The organism is Escherichia sp. WS1265 (assembly GCF_046487585.1).
Taxonomy (GTDB): Bacteria; Pseudomonadota; Gammaproteobacteria; order Enterobacterales; family Enterobacteriaceae; genus Escherichia; species Escherichia coli.
The window spans coordinates 393,196-412,839 of the sequence record NZ_JBJQJE010000001.1 but is presented as its reverse complement, the minus strand read 5'-3'; the positions used below and the strand labels follow the sequence as shown (position 1 = coordinate 412,839).

15 protein-coding genes are annotated in these 19,644 nt (G+C 50.3%); 8 read left to right on the top strand and 7 right to left on the bottom strand.

Annotated features, from left to right (window positions below):
- Positions 1 to 10 precede the first annotated feature (10 nt).
- Positions 11 to 1,543: a Re/Si-specific NAD(P)(+) transhydrogenase subunit alpha gene (gene pntA, locus ACJHX3_RS02040; protein WP_001295398.1), complete on the bottom strand. Its 1,533-nt coding sequence runs from the start codon at positions 1,541 to 1,543 to the stop codon at positions 11 to 13.
- 523 nt (positions 1,544 to 2,066) lie between these two features.
- Here pntA and ydgH point away from each other — a divergent pair.
- From ydgH to folM, 3 genes are all read left to right on the top strand, one after another.
- Complete coding sequence (ydgH, locus tag ACJHX3_RS02035) at positions 2,067 to 3,011, top strand: DUF1471 family protein YdgH (protein ID WP_000769322.1); 945 nt, start codon at positions 2,067 to 2,069, stop codon at positions 3,009 to 3,011.
- Positions 3,012 to 3,196: 185 nt separating this feature from the next.
- Positions 3,197 to 4,579 (top strand): amino acid permease, encoded by a 1,383-nt coding sequence (locus ACJHX3_RS02030; RefSeq protein WP_000412370.1) that lies wholly within the window; start codon positions 3,197 to 3,199, stop codon positions 4,577 to 4,579.
- Positions 4,580 to 4,615: 36 nt separating this feature from the next.
- Positions 4,616 to 5,338 carry a dihydromonapterin reductase gene (folM, locus tag ACJHX3_RS02025; protein WP_000513672.1) on the top strand — a complete coding sequence of 241 codons (723 nt, stop codon included), beginning with the start codon at positions 4,616 to 4,618 and terminating at the stop codon, positions 5,336 to 5,338.
- Here folM and ACJHX3_RS02020 read toward each other — a convergent pair.
- Complete coding sequence (locus ACJHX3_RS02020) at positions 5,335 to 5,670, bottom strand: GlpM family protein (RefSeq protein ID WP_000524861.1); 336 nt, start codon at positions 5,668 to 5,670, stop codon at positions 5,335 to 5,337. The two genes, folM and ACJHX3_RS02020, sit on opposite strands and share 4 nt — an antisense overlap.
- A gap of 128 nt (positions 5,671 to 5,798) precedes the next feature.
- On the opposite strand from ACJHX3_RS02020, the gene rstA reads away from it, so the two are divergent.
- From rstA to tus, 3 genes are all read left to right on the top strand, one after another.
- The gene (rstA, locus tag ACJHX3_RS02015) at positions 5,799 to 6,518 is read left to right on the top strand and encodes a two-component system response regulator RstA (RefSeq protein WP_001092504.1); all 720 of its coding nucleotides are present in this window, start codon (positions 5,799 to 5,801) and stop codon (positions 6,516 to 6,518) included.
- Positions 6,519 to 6,521: 3 nt separating this feature from the next.
- A complete protein-coding gene (rstB, locus tag ACJHX3_RS02010) occupies positions 6,522 to 7,823 on the top strand; it encodes a two-component system sensor histidine kinase RstB (protein WP_000732519.1) in 1,302 nt (433 codons plus the stop codon).
- Between the two features lie 75 nt (positions 7,824 to 7,898).
- A complete protein-coding gene (tus, locus tag ACJHX3_RS02005; protein WP_001469165.1) occupies positions 7,899 to 8,828 on the top strand; it encodes a DNA replication terminus site-binding protein in 930 nt (309 codons plus the stop codon).
- Here tus and fumC read toward each other — a convergent pair.
- On the bottom strand, positions 8,825 to 10,228 hold the full coding sequence (fumC, locus tag ACJHX3_RS02000) for a class II fumarate hydratase (RefSeq protein WP_001099085.1): 1,404 nt from the start codon (positions 10,226 to 10,228) through the stop codon (positions 8,825 to 8,827). The two genes, tus and fumC, sit on opposite strands and share 4 nt — an antisense overlap.
- Positions 10,229 to 10,370: 142 nt before the next feature.
- The gene (fumB, locus tag ACJHX3_RS01995) at positions 10,371 to 12,017 is read right to left on the bottom strand and encodes a class I fumarate hydratase (protein WP_000066644.1); all 1,647 of its coding nucleotides are present in this window, start codon (positions 12,015 to 12,017) and stop codon (positions 10,371 to 10,373) included.
- Positions 12,018 to 12,215: 198 nt separating this feature from the next.
- Between fumB and manA the strand changes: the two genes are divergently transcribed.
- Together manA and ACJHX3_RS01985 are read left to right on the top strand one after the other, a co-directional pair.
- A complete protein-coding gene (manA, locus tag ACJHX3_RS01990) occupies positions 12,216 to 13,391 on the top strand; it encodes a mannose-6-phosphate isomerase (RefSeq protein WP_094308071.1) in 1,176 nt (391 codons plus the stop codon).
- Between the two features lie 100 nt (positions 13,392 to 13,491).
- Positions 13,492 to 15,000: a YdgA family protein gene (locus ACJHX3_RS01985; RefSeq protein WP_001043335.1), complete on the top strand. Its 1,509-nt coding sequence runs from the start codon at positions 13,492 to 13,494 to the stop codon at positions 14,998 to 15,000.
- A 45-nt stretch (positions 15,001 to 15,045) separates the two neighbouring features.
- On the opposite strand, the gene uidC is transcribed toward ACJHX3_RS01985, so the two are convergent.
- The 3 genes from uidC to uidA are packed head-to-tail and all read right to left on the bottom strand — an operon-like array spanning position 15,046 to position 19,531.
- Complete coding sequence (uidC, locus tag ACJHX3_RS01980; protein WP_001227043.1) at positions 15,046 to 16,311, bottom strand: glucuronide uptake porin UidC; 1,266 nt, start codon at positions 16,309 to 16,311, stop codon at positions 15,046 to 15,048.
- Positions 16,312 to 16,349: 38 nt separating this feature from the next.
- Positions 16,350 to 17,723 (bottom strand): glucuronide transporter, encoded by a 1,374-nt coding sequence (gene uidB / locus ACJHX3_RS01975; RefSeq protein ID WP_001075890.1) that lies wholly within the window; start codon positions 17,721 to 17,723, stop codon positions 16,350 to 16,352.
- A complete protein-coding gene (gene uidA / locus ACJHX3_RS01970; RefSeq protein WP_094308068.1) occupies positions 17,720 to 19,531 on the bottom strand; it encodes a beta-glucuronidase in 1,812 nt (603 codons plus the stop codon). The genes uidB and uidA overlap by 4 nt, the downstream gene beginning before the upstream one ends.
- Positions 19,532 to 19,644 lie beyond the last annotated feature (113 nt).

The window sequence follows — 19,644 nt, the reverse complement described above, 5'->3', positions numbered from 1 at the left end:
ATGTTACCCCTTAATTTTTGCGGAACATTTTCAGCATGCGCTGAGTCACGGTGAAGCCACCGAAAATATTAATGCTGGCTATAAGCACCGCGATAAAACTAAGGAAGCTAACCCAGCCGCCCTGGCCAATCTGCAACAGTGCTCCGACAACAATAATCCCTGAAATCGCGTTGGTGACCGACATCAACGGTGTATGCAGCGCGTGCGATACATTCCACACCACGTAATAACCGACAACACAGGCCAGCGCGAACACAGTGAAGTGCCCAAGAAACTCTTTCGGCGCAACGCTTGCCAACCAGCCGAAAAGAATGATTGCCAGCGCCATCAACGCGTATTTACGCCACGGTGAGCAGGCACATTTTTCCTCAGTTTTCACTTCCGGTGCCGCTTTTTGTGCCGCCTGCGGCTGAGCTGATACCTGAATCGGCGGTGCCGGCCAGGTAATTTCGCCCGCACGGATCACGGTCACGCCGCGAATCACCACATCATCAAAATCAACAGTGATATTGCCGTCTTTCTCTTTGCACAACAGTTTCAGCAGATTAACGAGGTTAGTACCGTAAAGCTGTGAGGATTGCGTCGGCAGACGGCCCGGAAGATCGGTGTAACCAATCACTTTGACACCATTTTCCGTAGTGAAGATTTCACCCGGCACGGTGTATTCACAGTTACCGCCGTTCTGGGCTGCCAGGTCGACAATCACACTGCCCGCCTTCATGGAGTCAACCATTTCACGGGTAATTAGCTTCGGCGCTGGTTTGCCTGGAATAAGCGCGGTGGTGACAATGATATCGACCTCTTTTGCCTGGGCGGCAAAGAGTTCCATTTCCGCTTTGATGAACGCGTCCGACATCACTTTGGCATAGCCATCGCCGCTGCCCGCTTCCTCTTTAAAATCCAGCTCGAGGAATTCCGCGCCCATACTTTGAACTTGTTCTTTCACTTCCGGGCGGGTGTCGAATGCACGCACAATCGCGCCGAGACTGTTTGCTGCGCCAATGGCGGCCAGACCTGCAACACCCGCACCAATCACCATCACTTTTGCAGGTGGCACTTTCCCGGCCGCAGTAATTTGCCCGGTAAAGAAGCGCCCAAATTCATGTGCCGCTTCAACAATGGCGCGATAACCGGCGATGTTCGCCATCGAGCTTAGTGCGTCCAGCGATTGTGCGCGTGAGATACGCGGCACAGAGTCCATCGCCATCACGGTCACGTTACGTTCCGCAAGTTTTTGCATTAATTCCGGATTCTGCGCAGGCCAGATAAAACTCACCAGCGTTGTCCCAGGATTCAGTAACGCAATTTCATCATCTAACGGCGCATTGACCTTCAGAATGATCTCTGACTGCCAGACGCTATTCCCTTCTACAATTTCAGCGCCCGCTTGCACAAACGCTTTATCGTCAAAACTTGCCAGTTGACCCGCGCCGCTCTCTACCGCGACGGTAAAACCCAGTTTCAGCAGCTGTTCCACTGTTTTTGGCGTTGCTGCAACACGGGTTTCATTGGTTAACCGTTCTCTTGGTATGCCAATTCGCATGATATTCCCTTCCATCGGTTTTATTGATGATGGTTTGCCTGTGTCAGGAGCCACACAAGCCGCTCATGTACGAGCTAAATGTTACTCCGTTAAAATAAATTAGTAACAAACGCCCTATAACGTACTGAAAATTATGCCTGTGATCTAGCGCCAAAAATCAGTATTTCGGCGTGAACTCGCAAAATATTAACGATTCAGCCGTGATAGTGGGATAAACACCTTAGAACGGCGGATAAAGACTGATAATTGTCTTCGGCGGTCGGGTAAAACGAGACATCGCCCCGGCACGAATCACTACTTAACATTAAATTAACTTATACAATTCAGTTGCTTCAGTAGTAATGATGCTGATACGGCTGTTTTTTAAGCATAGACGGTCATTTGAGCAGGATTAAAATTGGCTTAAGGAATGTGATATGAAAAATGACGCAGACAGTTACACCGTTTAAATGCAATAATCAGCCACGTTTCTCGTTAATAACAATACCAGTACCTGGTTTGCGCAAGGCGAAGGATTATTTTTATGAAGCTTAAGAACACCCTCCTGGCGTCGGCACTGCTTTCTGCTACGGCATTCTCCGTTAACGCAGCAACAGAACTGACACCGGAGCAAGCGGCAGCGGTTAAACCTTTTGACCGTGTAGTGGTTACCGGTCGTTTTAATGCTATTGGCGAAGCGGTGAAAGCCGTTTCTCGTCGCGCAGATAAAGAAGGTGCCGCCTCTTTTTATGTTGTCGACACTTCTGATTTTGGTAACAGCGGTAACTGGCGTGTGGTCGCTGACCTCTATAAAGCCGATGCTGAAAAAGCAGAAGAAACAAGTAATCGCGTAATTAACGGTGTTGTCGAACTGCCGAAAGATCAGGCCGTTCTGATTGAACCGTTTGACACGGTCACCGTCCAGGGCTTCTATCGTAGCCAGCCAGAAGTCAATGATGCCATCACCAAAGCGGCAAAAGCGAAAGGTGCCTACTCTTTCTACATCGTTCGTCAAATCGATGCCAACCAGGGCGGCAACCAGCGTATTACTGCATTCATCTATAAAAAAGATGCTAAGAAACGTATCGTCCAGAGCCCGGATGTGATCCCGGCAGATTCCGAAGCAGGACGTGCAGCTCTGGCTGCCGGTGGCGAAGCTGCGAAGAAAGTTGAGATCCCGGGTGTTGCGACTACCGCATCACCAAGTTCTGAAGTCGGTCGCTTCTTTGAAACCCAGTCATCAAAAGGCGGGCGTTACACCGTCACGCTCCCGGATGGCACTAAAGTCGAAGAACTGAACAAAGCGACCGCAGCGATGATGGTCCCGTTCGACAGCATCAAATTCTCTGGCAACTACGGCAACATGACTGAAGTCTCCTATCAGGTTGCGAAACGTGCCGCGAAGAAAGGTGCTAAGTATTACCACATCACCCGCCAGTGGCAGGAACGTGGTAATAACCTGACCGTCAGCGCAGATCTGTATAAATAACTATTCAGTTACTCCTATAAGGCGGCTTGATGCCGCCTTTCGCATTTTTAGTCACAAATTTCCCCGCGACCATTGCATGCAGACACATCTCTTCGTAAAATCCCGCGCTTCAGTGGCAAACTCCATTTTTATGCGTTTTGCCCTAATATTTATTCTTCTTATCACGTTTTAATCACTGGATATCGATGGAAAAGAAACTGGGACTGAGCGCACTCACCGCGCTGGTATTAAGCTCAATGCTGGGCGCGGGTGTTTTCAGTCTGCCGCAAAATATGGCGGCAGTTGCCAGCCCGGCAGCACTGCTCATCGGCTGGGGCATTACTGGCGCTGGCATTTTATTGCTGGCCTTTGCCATGCTGATCCTCACGCGCATTCGTCCCGAACTTGACGGCGGTATCTTTACCTATGCCCGCGAAGGGTTTGGCGAGCTAATCGGCTTTTGTTCCGCATGGGGATACTGGCTGTGCGCAGTCATCGCCAACGTCTCCTATCTGGTGATCGTTTTTTCCGCGTTAAGCTTTTTTACGGACACGCCGGAATTGCGCCTGTTTGGCGATGGTAATACCTGGCAATCGATCCTCGGTGCATCGGCTTTATTGTGGATTGTTCACTTTTTGATCCTGCGCGGAGTGCAAACCGCTGCCAGCATTAACCTGGTGGCGACACTGGCAAAATTGTTGCCGCTGGGTCTGTTTGTTGTGCTGGCGATGATGATGTTCAAACTGGATACCTTCAAGCTCGACTTCACCGGACTTGCACTTGGCGTACCCGTTTGGGAACAGGTGAAAAACACCATGCTGATCACCCTGTGGGTTTTCATTGGTGTGGAAGGTGCCGTGGTTGTTTCTGCGCGTGCGCGTAATAAACGTGATGTTGGCAAAGCGACACTGCTGGCGGTTCTCTCCGCTCTGGGCGTTTACTTGCTGGTAACGCTGCTTTCGCTGGGCGTGGTGGCACGTCCTGAACTGGCTGAAATTCGTAACCCGTCAATGGCCGGTCTGATGGTGGAAATGATGGGACCGTGGGGCGAAATCATCATCGCTGCCGGTTTGATCGTTTCCGTTTGCGGCGCGTACTTAAGCTGGACCATCATGGCGGCAGAAGTTCCGTTCCTGGCTGCCACTCATAAAGCATTCCCGCGCATTTTTGCGCGCCAGAACGCACAAGCTGCGCCATCCGCCTCACTGTGGTTGACCAACATCTGCGTGCAAATTTGTCTGGTACTCATCTGGCTGACCGGTTCCGATTACAACACGTTGCTGACCATCGCCTCAGAAATGATTCTGGTGCCCTATTTCCTGGTCGGCGCGTTCTTGCTGAAAATCGCAACCCGTCCACTGCATAAAGCGGTAGGTGTCGGTGCCTGCATTTATGGCTTATGGTTATTGTACGCCTCTGGTCCAATGCACTTGCTGTTATCCGTTGTTCTGTATGCGCCGGGGCTGCTGGTTTTCCTGTATGCGCGTAAAACGCATACACATGATAACGTACTGAACCGCCAGGAAATGGTGCTAATTGGCATGCTGTTAATTGCCTCAGTTCCGGCGACCTGGATGCTGGTGGGATAACGTTCATCCCATCGTTGGATAGCAAAGGAGATAACGATGGGTAAAGCCCAGCCCTTGCCAATATTAATTACTGGCGGAGGTCGTCGCATCGGCCTCGCACTCGCCTGGCATTTCATTAATCAAAAGCAACCGGTGATTGTCAGCTATCGGACGCACTATCCAGCCATTGATGGACTGATTAAGGCAGGTGCGCAGTGTATTCAGGCTGATTTTTCGACCAACGACGGTGTGATGGCGTTTGCCGATGAAGTACTAAAAAGCACCCATGGTCTGCGTGCTATTTTGCATAACGCCAGCGCGTGGATGGCGGAAAAACCGGGAGCGCCACTGACCGACGTACTGGCTTGCATGATGCAGATCCACGTTAATACCCCATACCTGCTCAACCATGCGCTGGAAAGATTACTGCGTGGGCACGGACACGCCGCCAGTGATATCATTCACTTTACCGATTATGTGGTGGAGCGCGGTAGCGACAAACATATTGCCTATGCTGCAAGCAAGGCGGCACTGGATAATATGACCCGCTCGTTTGCCCGCAAGCTGGCACCGGAAGTGAAAGTGAATTCTATTGCGCCATCGCTGATCCTGTTTAATGAGCATGATGATGCCGAATATCGACAACAGGCGCTGAATAAATCACTGATGAAAACCGCGCCTGGCGAGAAAGAAGTGATCGACCTGGTCGATTACTTACTTACCAGCTGCTTTGTCACCGGACGCAGTTTCCCTCTTGATGGCGGTCGTCATCTGCGTTAATGCAGCTTAATCCAGCATATAATCAACACCCATGCGCTTATCCCCCAGCATGCAACAGAACCAACAAAAGCGGCGGGCAAGCGCATCATTCCGGTGAAATACCACAGCGACGCCAGGTAAACAAAATAGGGAATAATCGACCACATGCTAAAAATGATGGTTGCGCGTAAGGCTTCAATGCCGCGTTCGCTGGCAACAATATAATGCGCGATGAGCGCAAAGGTCGGGAAAAGTGGAATCAGCCCGGCGATATAATAATTTTTCGTTTTTGCTAAAACACCAATCAACAGCACTACCAGCGCACCGAGCGCGGCTTTGATTACCAGCCCCATCTTTTTACCTTAACACCTCCATAACAAGTCATCAGTAGAATACCTGATGAAAGCTTGTTTAGAAACGATTGATAGTAAGTAAAAACAGCGCGGTGTATTGTGACGTTTTTATATCTACCGTGAATGTTATGAACACTATCGTATTTGTGGAAGATGATGCGGAAGTCGGTTCACTGATTGCCGCGTACCTGGCAAAACATGATATGCAGGTTACCGTAGAGCCGCGCGGCGACCAGGCCGAAGAAACCATTTTGCGAGAAAATCCGGATTTGGTGTTACTCGATATCATGCTACCAGGCAAGGACGGCATGACCATTTGTCGTGATTTACGCGCAAAGTGGTCCGGACCGATTGTTCTTCTAACCTCTCTCGATAGCGATATGAACCACATCCTGGCACTGGAAATGGGTGCTTGCGACTATATTCTCAAAACGACGCCCCCTGCTGTTTTGTTAGCGCGTTTACGTTTGCATTTGCGTCAGAATGAGCAAGCCACACTGAGCAAAGGTCTTCAGGAAACGTCTCTGACTCCCTACAAAGCCCTGCATTTCGGCACGTTGACCATCGATCCTATCAACCGCGTAGTCACCCTGGCTAACACTGAAATCTCGCTCTCGACAGCTGATTTCGAATTATTGTGGGAATTAGCTACCCATGCTGGGCAAATCATGGACCGCGATGCATTGCTGAAAAATTTACGTGGCGTCAGTTATGACGGACTGGATCGTAGCGTGGACGTGGCTATTTCGCGGTTAAGAAAAAAACTGCTCGATAACGCCGCAGAACCTTATCGCATTAAAACTGTGCGTAACAAAGGCTATCTTTTTGCGCCTCATGCATGGGAATAAGCGATGAAAAAACTGTTTATCCAGTTTTACCTGTTATTGTTTGTCTGCTTCCTTGTGATGTCTCTGCTGGTCGGGCTGGTGTACAAATTTACCGCCGAACGCGCGGGCAAACAGTCGCTGGATGATTTGATGAACAGTTCGCTGTATCTGATGCGTAGCGAATTGCGTGAGATCCCCCCACACGACTGGGGTAAGACGCTGAAAGAGATGGATTTAAATCTCTCTTTCGATCTGCGTGTCGAGCCACTGAGTAAATACCATCTGGATGATATTTCCATGCACCGGCTGCGTGGCGGCGAAATTGTCGCTCTGGACGATCAGTACACCTTTTTGCAACGTATCCCGCGCAGCCACTACGTGCTGGCAGTTGGTCCTGTTCCTTATCTTTATTACCTCCATCAGATGCGATTACTGGATATCGCCCTGATCGCTTTTATTGCCATTTCCCTCGCCTTTCCGGTGTTTATCTGGATGCGTCCGCACTGGCAGGATATGTTAAAACTGGAAGCAGCGGCGCAACGATTTGGCGATGGGCATCTCAGTGAGCGTATCCACTTTGATGAGGGTTCGAGCTTTGAACGACTTGGCGTCGCATTTAACCAGATGGCGGACAATATCAACGCCTTGATTGCCAGCAAAAAACAGCTTATCGACGGAATCGCTCACGAACTGCGAACGCCGTTAGTGCGCTTGCGTTATCGACTGGAGATGAGTGATAACCTGAGCGCCGCCGAATCCCAGGCATTGAATCGCGATATCAGTCAACTTGAAGCTTTAATTGAAGAGCTACTGACTTATGCCCGACTCGATCGCCCACAAAACGAGCTTCATCTTAGCGAACCAGACCTGCCGTTGTGGCTGTCAACGCATCTGGCAGACATTCAGGCAGTAACACCCGATAAAACGGTACGGATTAAAACGCTCGCGCAAGGCCATTATGCGGCGTTGGATATGCGCTTAATGGAGCGCGTGCTGGATAATTTGCTCAATAACGCCCTGCGCTACTGCCATTCAACGGTTGAAACCAGCCTGCTACTGTCGGGGAATAGAGCGACATTAATTGTTGAGGATGATGGCCCAGGGATTGCCCCAGAAAACCGCGAACATATCTTTGAACCTTTTGTTCGCCTCGATCCCAGCCGGGATCGCTCAACCGGCGGCTGCGGGCTGGGGTTGGCGATTGTCCACTCTATAGCACTGGCAATGGGCGGTACGGTTAATTGTGACACCAGCGAACTGGGTGGTGCCCGCTTCTCGTTTAGTTGGCCGTTATGGCATAACATCCCGCAATTTACCTCTGCCTGACACTACGCGCACGGTGGTCAAGTCACCACCATTGTGCTATAAAATAAGGATGTTGTAACTAAAGTGGTTAATATTATGGCGCGTTACGATCTCGTAGACCGACTCAACACTACTTTTCGCCAGATGGAACAAGAGCTGGCTGCATTTGCCGCTCATCTTGAGCAACACAAGCTATTGGTTGCCCGCGTGTTCTCTTTGCCGGAGGTAAAAAAAGAGGATGAGCATAATCCGCTTAATCGTATTGAGGTAAAACAACATCTCGGCAACGACGCGCAGTCGCTGGCGTTGCGTCATTTCCGCCATTTATTTATTCAACAACAGTCCGAAAATCGCAGCAGCAAGGCCGCTGTTCGTCTACCTGGCGTGTTGTGTTACCAGGTCGATAACCTTTCGCAAGCAGCGTTGGTCAGTCATATTCAGCGCATCAATCAACTCAAAACTACGTTCGAGCATATCGTCACGGTTGAGTCAGAACTCCCCACAGCGGCGCGTTTTGAATGGGTACATCGTCATTTGCCGGGGCTGATCACCCTTAATGCTTACCGAACGCTCACTGTTCTGCACGACCCCGCCACTTTACGTTTTGGCTGGGCCAATAAACATATCATTAAGAATTTGCATCGTGATGAAGTCCTGGCACAGCTGGAAAAAAGCCTGAAATCACCGCGCAGTGTCGCACCGTGGACGCGCGAGGAGTGGCAAAGAAAACTGGAGAGAGAGTATCAGGATATTGCTACCCTGCCACAGGACGCGAAGTTAAAAATCAAACGTCCGGTGAAGGTGCAGCCGATTGCCCGCGTCTGGTACAAAGGAGATCAAAAACAAGTACAATACGCTTGCCCTACACCGCTTATTGCGCTGATTAATCGGGATAATGGCGCGGGCGTGCCGGACGTTGGGGAGTTGTTAAATTACGATGCCGACAATGTGCAACACCGTTATAAACCACAGGCGCAGCCGCTTCGTTTGATCATTCCACGGCTGCACCTGTATGTTGCAGATTAACGCCCGGCTTTCATACTGCCGACCATCTGTTCTGGCCGTACCCAGCTGTCAAACTCGGCTTCGCTAAGATACCCCAGCGCAAGGGCCGCAGCTTTTAAGGTCAGCCCTTCTTTATGCGCTTTTTTGGCGATCTCGGCGGCTTTGTCATAACCAATGTGGGTGTTAAGCGCAGTCACCAGCATCAGCGATTCATTGAGTAATTGATTGATTCGCTCACGATTCGGTTCAATGCCCACTGCGCAGTGTTTGTTGAAACTTTCCATGCCATCTGCCAGCAAGCGCACCGATTGCAGGAAATTGTGGATCACCATCGGACGGAAGACGTTCAGTTCAAAGTTACCGGAAGCGCCCCCCATGTTGATCGCCACGTCGTTCCCCATCACCTGACAGCAGAGCATGGTTAATGCCTCACACTGGGTTGGGTTCACTTTCCCCGGCATGATTGAGCTGCCCGGCTCATTTTCCGGGATTGAGATTTCACCAATTCCGCAGCGCGGGCCTGAGGCCAGCCAGCGGACATCATTGGCAATTTTCATCAGTGACGCAGCCAACCCTTTCAACGCGCCGTGCGCCTGAACCAGGGCATCACAGGTCGCCAGCGCTTCAAATTTGTTCGGCGCAGTAACAAACGGTGCGCAGGTAATGACTGCCAGTTCATCTGCCACGCGACGCGCATACTCCGGATGGGTATTTAGTCCAGTACCCACCGCTGTACCGCCAAGAGCCAGTTCCGCTACATGCGGCAGGCTGTATTCGATATGTTTGAGATTATGCTCCAGCATCGCTACCCAGCCGGAAATCTCCTGCCCCAGTGTTAGCGGCGTGGCATCCTGCAAGTGGGTACGACCAATTTTGACGATATCGGCAAATGCGCGCGATTTCTCATTCAGCGTCTGTGTCAGGGTTTTAAGCTGCGGAATGAGTTGCTTGCGCAGCGCTAGCAGCGCCGCAACGTGCATCGCCGTCGGAAAGACATCGTTGGAACTTTGGCTTTTGTTCACGTCGTCGTTAGGGTGAACTTTACGTTCCATCCCGCGCACGCCGCCGAGTAATTCACTGGCCCGGTTAGCCAGCACTTCGTTCATGTTCATGTTACTTTGCGTGCCGGAGCCGGTCTGCCAGATTGCCAGCGGGAATTCGTCGTCATGCTGTCCTGCCAGTACTTCATCCGCCGCCTGCCGAATGGCGCTCGCTTTCTCTTCAGACAACAAGCCTAAATCTTCATTAACTTTTGCCGCTGCGCGCTTGGTTAGCGCCAGCGCATGAATCAGTGAGGTGGGCATTTTCTCCGTCGAAATGCGGAAATGCTCCAGCGAGCGTTGAGTTTGTGCGCCCCACAGCTTATCTGCCGGGACATCAATCGCCCCCATCGAATCTTTTTCGCTGCGTACTGTATTCATGGCCTGCTCCTCACCTGATTAATTTTTTCTTTCTGTTTTGCTTTCGTTAAGCAACTTTTAGCTCACTCATTATTTACTATTTGATAACAAATGTTTGGTCTTTCGTGCCATGTAAAAAAACCGCCCCGAAGGGCGGCTCTGTTTATTTCACACAGCGGGTGCACTGTGTGAGTTGTATCTGCTGGAAGAAGTCATTTCCTTTATCATCCACAAGGATAAACGCCGGGAAATCTTCCACTTCAATTTTCCAGATGGCTTCCATTCCCAGTTCCGGATATTCAACACATTCCAGGCTCTTAATGCTTCCCTGCGCCAATACAGCTGCCGGACCACCGATACTACCGAGGTAGAAACCGCCGTGTTTTTTACAGGCATCCGTCACCTGCTGGCTGCGGTTGCCTTTCGCCAGCATGATCATACTTCCGCCCTGCGCTTGCAGTTGATCGACATAAGAATCCATCCGTCCGGCGGTCGTTGGGCCAAGAGAACCGGAGGCATAACCTTCCGGCGTTTTGGCCGGACCCGCATAGTAAATCGGATGATCTTTGATGTACTGCGGCAGCCCTTCACCGTTATCCATCCGCTCTTTCAGTTTGGCGTGAGCAATATCACGACCGACGATAATCGTGCCGTTAAGCGATAAGCGTGTAGAAACGGGGTACTGCGACAACTGTGCGAGGATCTCTTTCATCGGACGGTTAAGGTCAACGCGCACCGCTTCGCCTTCTCCCGTTTTGCGCAGCTCTTCCGGAATATATTTGCCTGGATTATGTTCCAGTTTTTCGATCCAGATCCCCTGACGGTTGATCTTCGCTTTGATATTACGGTCAGCGGAACAGGAGACGCCCATTCCGACCGGGCAGGATGCGCCGTGACGTGGCAGGCGAATCACGCGGATGTCGTGAGCGAAGTATTTACCACCAAACTGCGCACCCAGACCAAGATTTTGCGCTTCGATCAGCAATTCTTTTTCCAGTTCCACATCGCGGAACGCCTGACCGTGCTCATTCCCTTCCGTTGGCAATTCATCATAGTATTTAGCGGAAGCCAGTTTCACCGTTTTAAGGTTCGTTTCCGCAGAAGTTCCACCAATCACAAATGCAATATGATAGGGAGGACAGGCCGCCGTACCCAGCGTGCGCATCTTCTCAACCAGGTAATTTTTCAGTTTCCCCGGCGTTAGTAACGCTTTGGTTTCCTGATAGAGATACGTCTTGTTTGCCGAACCGCCACCTTTGGCGATACAGAGGAATTTGTACTCGTCGCCATCAACGGCATAAAGATCGATCTGCGCTGGTAGATTGGTGCCGGTATTCACCTCTTTATACATATCCAGCGGCGCGTTTTGCGAGTAGCGCAGATTATCTTCGATATAAGTGTTATAGACACCGCGTGCCAGCGCCGCTTCATCACCGCCACCGGTCCATACACGCTGCCCTTTTTTACCAACAATAATCGCGGTGCCGGTATCCTGACAGGTTGGCAGAACGCCTTTCGCCGCGATGTCGGAGTTGCGCAGGAATTGCAGCGCCACATATTTATCATTTTCGCTGGCTTCCGGGTCACGCAGAATGTCGGCCACCTGTTGTTGGTGAGCCGGACGCAGCATAAATGACGCATCATGAAACGCCTGACGCGCCAACAAAGTTAACGCTTCGGGTGCGACTTTCAAAATCTCCTGCCCTTCAAATTCAGATACGCTAACGTGTTCGCTGGTTAGCAGGTAATACTCAGTATCATCTTTTTTGAGTGGAAAAGGAGCCTGATAATGAAAGGGTTTGTTTGACATTGTTCTCTCACTTACTGCCTGGTTTGGTTATGCTCTGGGCGGGTGTTCCGTTGCCCTGTTAAAAGCGAGTAACAATATCCTACACACTTTTTTAACAAAAACTGAGACTAGTACGACTTTTTGCGGCTCCAGGTTACTTCCCGTAGGATTCTTGCTTTAATAGCGGGATTAATTTCCACATTAAAACAGGGATTGATCATGCAAAAACTCATTAACTCAGTGCAAAACTATGCCTGGGGCAGCAAAACGGCGTTGACTGAACTTTATGGTATGGAAAATCCGTCCAGCCAGCCGATGGCCGAGCTGTGGATGGGCGCACATCCGAAAAGCAGTTCACGGGTGCAGAATGCCGCCGGAGATATCGTTTCACTGCGTGATGTGATTGAGAGTGATAAATCGACTCTGCTCGGAGAGGCCGTTGCCAAACGCTTTGGCGAACTGCCTTTCCTGTTCAAAGTATTATGCGCAGCACAGCCGCTCTCCATTCAGGTTCATCCAAACAAACGCAATTCTGAAATCGGTTTTGCCAAAGAAAATGCCGCAGGTATTCCGATGTATGCCGCCGAGCGTAACTATAAAGATCCTAACCACAAGCCGGAGCTGGTTTTTGCGCTGACGCCTTTCCTTGCGATGAACGCGTTTCGTGAATTTTCCGAGATTGTCTCCCTACTCCAGCCAGTCGCAGGTGCACATCCGGCGATTGCTCACTTTTTACAACAGCCTGATGCCGAACGTTTAAGCGAACTGTTCGCCAGCCTGCTGAATATGCAGGGGGAAGAAAAATCCCGCGCGCTGGCGATTTTAAAATCGGCGCTCGACAGTCAGCAGGGTGAACCGTGGCAAACGATTCGTTTAATTTCTGAATTTTACCCGGATGACAGCGGTCTGTTCTCCCCGCTGTTGCTGAATGTGGTGAAATTGAATCCTGGCGAAGCGATGTTCCTGTTCGCTGAAACGCCGCACGCTTACCTGCAAGGCGTAGCGCTGGAAGTGATGGCGAACTCCGATAATGTGCTGCGTGCGGGTCTGACGCCTAAATATATTGATATTCCGGAACTGGTTGCCAATGTGAAGTTCGAAGCCAAACCGGCTAACCAGTTGTTGACCCAGCCGGTGAAACAAGGTGCAGAACTGGACTTCCCGATTCCTGTTGATGATTTTGCCTTCTCGCTGCATGACCTTAGTGATAAAGAAACCACCATCAGCCAGCAGAGTGCCGCCATTTTGTTCTGCGTCGAAGGCGATGCAACGCTGTGGAAAGGTTCTCAGCAGTTACAGCTTAAACCGGGTGAATCAGCGTTTATTGCCGCCAACGAATCACCGGTGACTGTCAAAGGCCACGGCCGTTTAGCGCGTGTTTACAACAAGCTGTAAGAGCTTACTGAAAAAATTAACATCTCTTGCTAAGCTTATTAAAGGCTTATAACACCTTCAGGCGGCCAGTCCGCCTGATTTCATTTTATGGATAATCATTATGAATAAATCGCTGGTAGCGGTAGGCGTCATTGTTGCGCTAGGCGTAGTCTGGACAGGCGGCGCATGGTATACAGGCAAGAAGATTGAAACCCATCTCGAAGACATGGTCGCGCAGGCGAACGCGCAACTCAAACTGACCGCTCCTGAATCCAACCTGGAAGTCAGTTATCAAAACTATCATCGCGGCGTATTCAGCAGCCAGTTACAACTGTTGGTGAAACCCATTGCCGGGAAAGAAAATCCGTGGATTAAAAGCGGTCAGAGCGTCATCTTCAACGAATCGGTTGATCATGGTCCCTTCCCCCTTGCCCAGCTAAAAAAACTGAACCTGATCCCGTCGATGGCATCAATTCAAACCACGCTGGTTAATAACGAAGTTAGCAAGCCACTGTTTGATATGGCAAAAGGTGAAACGCCTTTTGAGATTAACTCCCGCATTGGTTACAGCGGAGATTCCAGTTCCGATATTTCGCTCAAGCCGCTGAATTACGAGCAAAAGGATGAAAAAGTCGCCTTTAGCGGCGGCGAGTTCCAGTTAAATGCGGACAGAGACGGCAAAGCTATCTCCCTTTCCGGGGAGGCGCAAAGTGGTCGGATAGACGCAGTTAACGAATACAACCAGAAAGTGCAGTTGACCTTTAATAATCTGAAAACCGACGGTTCCAGCACGCTGGCAAGTTTTGGTGAGCGCGTAGGAAACCAAAAACTGTCACTGGAAAAAATGACCATTTCAGTGGAAGGCAAAGAACTGGCACTGCTGGAAGGCATGGAGATCAGCGGTAAATCGGATCTGGTCAATGACGGTAAAACGATCAATAGCCAACTGGATTACTCGCTAAACAGCCTGAAGGTACAGAATCAGGATCTGGGCAGTGGCAAGCTGACTCTAAAAGTCGGCCAAATTGATGGCGAAGCCTGGCATCAGTTTAGCCAGCAATATAACGCGCAAACTCAGGCGCTGCTGGCACAGCCAGAAATTGCCAACAATCCCGAACTTTATCAGGAGAAAGTGACGGAAGCCTTCTTTAGCGCCCTGCCGCTGCTGCTGAAAGGCGATCCGGTGATTACTATCGCGCCACTAAGCTGGAAAAACAGTCAGGGTGAAAGTGCGCTGAATCTGTCGCTGTTCCTGAAAGATCCGGCAACGACTAAAGAAGCGCCGCAAACGCTGGCGCAGGAAGTAGACCGTTCGGTTAAATCTCTGGATGCGAAACTGACCATTCCGGTGGATATGGCAACTGAGTTGATGACTCAGGTAGCGAAGCTGGAAGGTTATCAGGAAGATCAAGCGAAAAAACTGGCGAAACAGCAAGTTGAAGGTGCGTCAGCAATGGGGCAGATGTTCCGTCTGACCACCTTGCAGGACAATACCATCACCACCAGCCTGCAATATGCTAACGGTCAGATCACGTTAAACGGGCAGAAAATGCCACTGGAAGATTTTGTTGGGATGTTTGCGATGCCGGCATTAAACGTTCCGGCTGTACCCGCTATTCCGCAGCAGTAATTCACAGCCAAAACGCCGGAGATTTTTCTCTCCGGCATTTTTTTCTTACTTCAGCATAAAGTCATACTGAATACTCATTTTCACATCCCAGTAATTCAGGTGATCGCCCAGTGTACTGCCATCTCGCTTTTCCCGCCCTTTATCGGCAGCAAGAAAGAAATTCATCCCTTGTAACGGCCCTTCGCTGACCCGATAGTTCATACCACCTAAGATACCCGCGCCTTCAATCCGCACATCTCGTTTACTGGATTCATAGCCGCGAGTCACAATCGGTGCAAATGTCAGTGTAAATTGCGGCGTTAAACGATAGTTGACGCCCAATTGCCAGGACTGCATTCCTTCACGGTTACGATCAAGACTTAATGAAAAGGGATAGCCAATGTCGGTATCCACCACGGCACCATTCATTGCATGGCGCAAATAACCACCACTGCCAAATACGCTTCCCCACAGCGCATTCCAGGTCAATTGTCCACTAACCAACGCCGTTTCATTGGGCTGGCTGGTATTACGACTTAAACCTTCGAGTTGCGCGTAAAAGCCGAGCAACTCCCCTTTCAACGTATAATTCGGGTCGAGCGGTATGCTTTTCTCGAGAATACTTTGTATCTGATTGGAAACATCTTTCTGTACCGATGCCCCCAGAGAATAGCGACTGGTATCATCATGCCAACTGGCGGCTAAAAAAGAACGTGCGCGATGTTTATCGTATTTTCCCGTCTGGCTGTTATACACCCCTTCATCACGAATACCGGTTGTTGAATCGGTCCATAAAAATACTCGTGAACGCCACATTCCCCACAGATCAATATTTGGCGTTAAAGCCCAATAACCTAATGCTCCTTCAGAAACTGTCGGTAATGTTCGTTGCGAACTGCCAGCCATTAACGGAATACGATAAGGTAAGCTACCATAACTATAATCCGTCCCGAAGCGACCTAATTTAAGCAGACTACTTTCACTGGGTTTTATTTTTACTGCCCCTAGGGCAAAGCCAAAACTTTTATCACCATCAAGATACCACCGGGTACTCATATCAGCACGAGCACCTAATTTATAAACATAATACGCCCCGCCTTCAACACCAATAATATTGGAATAATAACCACTATTGAAATCGAGCAATCCTCCCTGTACCCATGCGTAAATATCTCTTCCCGCGCCAGCACTGGGCTTATCAGCCCTGCGCAATTCGTTTTTCAGTCTGATGCGTAGTCCCGCTTCATCGTCAGCCAGTTGCGCCGCGTAAGCAGAGGTAAGGCCAGAGGCAGCCGTCAGGCAAATAACGGCCATGGCCACTATTTTTCTCATAGTTGCACCTTTGATGTTCTGATTATTTTTATTGAATATTAATTAGTGATATCGCTGATTAATTGCTGCTGCATTTTTTTACGATTATCAATTTCAACCACAATTTCTTTGAATTTTTTATCCGTGAGCGGATAAAACCAGATAATGACGAATGCCAGTAGCATAAATCCGCAAGGTACTAAGGCAATTGATGTGCGGATGCCCATAATAACTTCCGGCGTTTGCACCTGATTGGCAATATATCCGCTTAATCCCAAAATAAAGGCAGGAATTGAACCTCCGATTGCCTGACCGCATTTACGGGTAAATGAGAATAGTGAATAGGTGAGCCCTTCTATTCGCACGCCGGTCAGGTATTCACCGTATTCTACAGTATCAGCTTCCAGTGCCCACATCACGGTCATGGTAACGCCCTGACCAATTGAAGCGATGGCCAACGCAACCAACGCCACCGGCAGTGACCAGACCGAAACCCAAAAGAACAGCAGATAACCGCAGGTTCCCAGCAAAGCGCCAATCAGGAAGGTATTCTTTTTACCGATCCTCGCGACCATCCCCGGCACCAGCGGTGCCGATGCCACAGTACCGACCAGGTTTTGCACCAGTACCAGCACAGTGAACAGCCCGGTATCATTTAACACATAGCGCACGTAGAACAACGACGAGGCGCTGACCGCGAAGGTCGAAATCAGCACACACAGCGCACCGATGCACAACATAAACAGCGGGCGATTCCGTTTCAGGGTTTGCAGACTGATCTTCAATGACGGCTGCGCCACGATACGTACCACATTCTCACGCGTCGATTTGAAGCAGATGAAGTAAAGCACCATTCCGGCAATCGCCAGCACAATCGTCCAGAAATGGTATACCGACACCATCTCTTCCGGACTGGAGTTCTTAATGCTCGGTCCTATCAGAAATGCCAGACAGACAAAGGTCAATGAAGCGGCAATCCCGCGAGCCGCGCCCAGACGGGCGCGGGATTGTGGTTGTTGGGTCATCGCGGTAGCAAGTGAACCATAAGGAATATTCACCAGGCTGTAGCAAAGCCCGAGGCCCATGTAGGTCAAATATGCATACACTACTTTGCTGCTATGGCTCCAGTCGGTCGGTACCCAGAATACCAGCACGCTGAAGATCATTAACGGCGCAGTACCAAAGAGTAAAAACGGGCGGAATTTTCCCCAGCGGGTATTCACACTGTCCACCACTCGTCCGGCAAAGACGTCGGCGAAGGCATCGAATACCCGCACCAGTAACAGCATGGTGCCCGCCGCAGCGGCACCGACGCCAGCGACGTCGGTGTAGTAACTCAACAGGAAGAGCGCCCCCATTGCGAAGGCGAAGTTATTGGCGACGTCACCGAGGCTGTAGCCAACGATGGTGCGCCAGGAGAGTTGTTGATTCATTGTTTGCCTCCCTGCTGCGGTTTTTCACCGAAGTTCATGCCAGTCCAGCGTTTTTGCAGCAGAAAAGCCGCCGACTTCGGTTTGCGGTCGCGGGTGAAGATCCCCTTCTTGTTACCGCCAACGCGCAATATGCCTTGCGAGGTCGCAAAATCGGCGAAATTCCATACCTGTTCACCGACGACGGCGCTGACGCGATCAAAGACGCGGTGATACATATCCAGCCATGCACACTGATACTCTTCACTCCACATGTCGGTGTACATTGAGTGCAGCCCGGCTAACGTATCCACGCCGTATTCGGTGATGATAATCGGCTGATGCAGTTTCTCCTGCCAGGCCAGCAGTTCTTTTTCCAGTACCTTCTCTGCCGTTTCCAAATCGCCGCTTTGGACATACCAACCGTAATAACGGTTCAGGCACAGCGCATCAAAGAGATCGCTGATGGTATCGGTGTGAGCGTCGCAGAACATTACATTGACACAGGTGATCGGACGCGTCGGGTCGAGTTTACGCGTTGCTTCCGCCAGTGGCGCGAAATATTCCCGTGCACCTTGCGGACGGGTATCCGGTTCGTTGGCAATACTCCACATCACCACGCTTGGGTGGTTTTTGTCACGCGCAATCAGCTCTTTAATCGCCTGTAAGTGCGCCTGCTGGGTTTCTCCGTTGACTGCCTCTTCGCTGTACAGTTCTTTCGGCTTGTTGCCCGCTTCGAAACCAATGCCTAAAGAGAGGTTAAAGCCGACAGCTGCAGTTTCATCAATCACCACGATGCCATGTTCATCTGCCCAGTCGAGCATCTCTTCAGCGTAAGGGTAATGCGAGGTACGGTAGGAGTTGGCCCCAATCCAGTCCATTAATGCGTGATCGTGCACCATCAACACGTTATCGAATCCTTTGCCGCGCAAATCCGCATCTTCATGACGACCAAAGCCAGTAAAGTAGAACGGTTTGTGGTTGATCAGGAACTGTTCGCCCTTCACTGCTACTGACCGGATGCCGACGCGCAGCGGGTAGAAATCACACTCTGTCTGGCTTTTGGCTGTGACGCATAGTTCATAGAGATAACCTTCACCCGGTTGCCAGAGGTGCGGATTCACCACTTGCAAAGTCCCGCTGGTACCTTGTCCAGTTGCAACCACCTGCTGATCCGCATCACGCAGTTCAACGCTGACATCACCATTTGCTACCACCTGCCAGTCAACAGACGCGTGGTTACAGTCTTGCGCGACATGCGTCACCACGGTGATATCGTCCACCCAGGTGTTCGGCGTGGTGTAGAGCATTACGCTGCGATGGATCCCGGCATAGTTAAAGAAATCATGGAAGTAAGACTGCTTTTTCTTGCCGTTTTCATCGGTAATCACCATTCCCGGCGGGATAGTCTGCCAGTTCAGTTCATTGTTCACACAAACGGTGATACGTACACTTTTCCCGGCAATAACATACGGCGTGACATCGGCTTCAAATGGCGTATAGCCGCCCTGATGCTCCATCACTTCCTGATTATTTACCCACACTTTGCCGTAATGAGTGACCGCATCGAAACGCAGCACGATACGCTGGCCTGCCCAACCTTTCGGTATAAAGACTTCGCGCTGATACCAGACGTTGCCCACATAATTACGAATATCTGCATCGGCGAACTGATCGTTAAAACTGCCCGGCACAGCAATTGCCCGGCTTTCTTGTAACGCGCTTTCCCACCAACGCTGATCAATTCCACAGTTTTCGCGATCCAGACTGAATGCCCACAGGCCGTCGAGTTTTTTGATTTCACGGGTTGGGGTTTCTACAGGACGTAACATAAGGGACTCCTCATTAAGATAAAAATACTGGTCAACCTTTAATCTGATTAGTTAACCAATTCTGTGTTGCACACAGTTATCTGTGAGAAACCCATGGAAGAGAAATGGAAATA

Coding starts and splice junctions, on each gene's coding strand:
- folM (WP_000513672.1), top strand. CDS start 4,616: ATGGGTAAAGCCCAGCCCTTGCCAATATTAATTACTGGCGGAGGTCGT.
- rstB (WP_000732519.1), top strand. CDS start 6,522: ATGAAAAAACTGTTTATCCAGTTTTACCTGTTATTGTTTGTCTGCTTC.
- rstA (WP_001092504.1), top strand. CDS start 5,799: ATGAACACTATCGTATTTGTGGAAGATGATGCGGAAGTCGGTTCACTG.
- ACJHX3_RS02030 (WP_000412370.1), top strand. CDS start 3,197: ATGGAAAAGAAACTGGGACTGAGCGCACTCACCGCGCTGGTATTAAGC.
- uidA (WP_094308068.1), bottom strand. CDS start 19,531: ATGTTACGTCCTGTAGAAACCCCAACCCGTGAAATCAAAAAACTCGAC.
- ydgH (WP_000769322.1), top strand. CDS start 2,067: ATGAAGCTTAAGAACACCCTCCTGGCGTCGGCACTGCTTTCTGCTACG.
- pntA (WP_001295398.1), bottom strand. CDS start 1,543: ATGCGAATTGGCATACCAAGAGAACGGTTAACCAATGAAACCCGTGTT.
- fumB (WP_000066644.1), bottom strand. CDS start 12,017: ATGTCAAACAAACCCTTTCATTATCAGGCTCCTTTTCCACTCAAAAAA.
- uidC (WP_001227043.1), bottom strand. CDS start 16,311: ATGAGAAAAATAGTGGCCATGGCCGTTATTTGCCTGACGGCTGCCTCT.
- ACJHX3_RS01985 (WP_001043335.1), top strand. CDS start 13,492: ATGAATAAATCGCTGGTAGCGGTAGGCGTCATTGTTGCGCTAGGCGTA.
- uidB (WP_001075890.1), bottom strand. CDS start 17,723: ATGAATCAACAACTCTCCTGGCGCACCATCGTTGGCTACAGCCTCGGT.
- manA (WP_094308071.1), top strand. CDS start 12,216: ATGCAAAAACTCATTAACTCAGTGCAAAACTATGCCTGGGGCAGCAAA.
- fumC (WP_001099085.1), bottom strand. CDS start 10,228: ATGAATACAGTACGCAGCGAAAAAGATTCGATGGGGGCGATTGATGTC.
- ACJHX3_RS02020 (WP_000524861.1), bottom strand. CDS start 5,670: ATGGGGCTGGTAATCAAAGCCGCGCTCGGTGCGCTGGTAGTGCTGTTG.
- tus (WP_001469165.1), top strand. CDS start 7,899: ATGGCGCGTTACGATCTCGTAGACCGACTCAACACTACTTTTCGCCAG.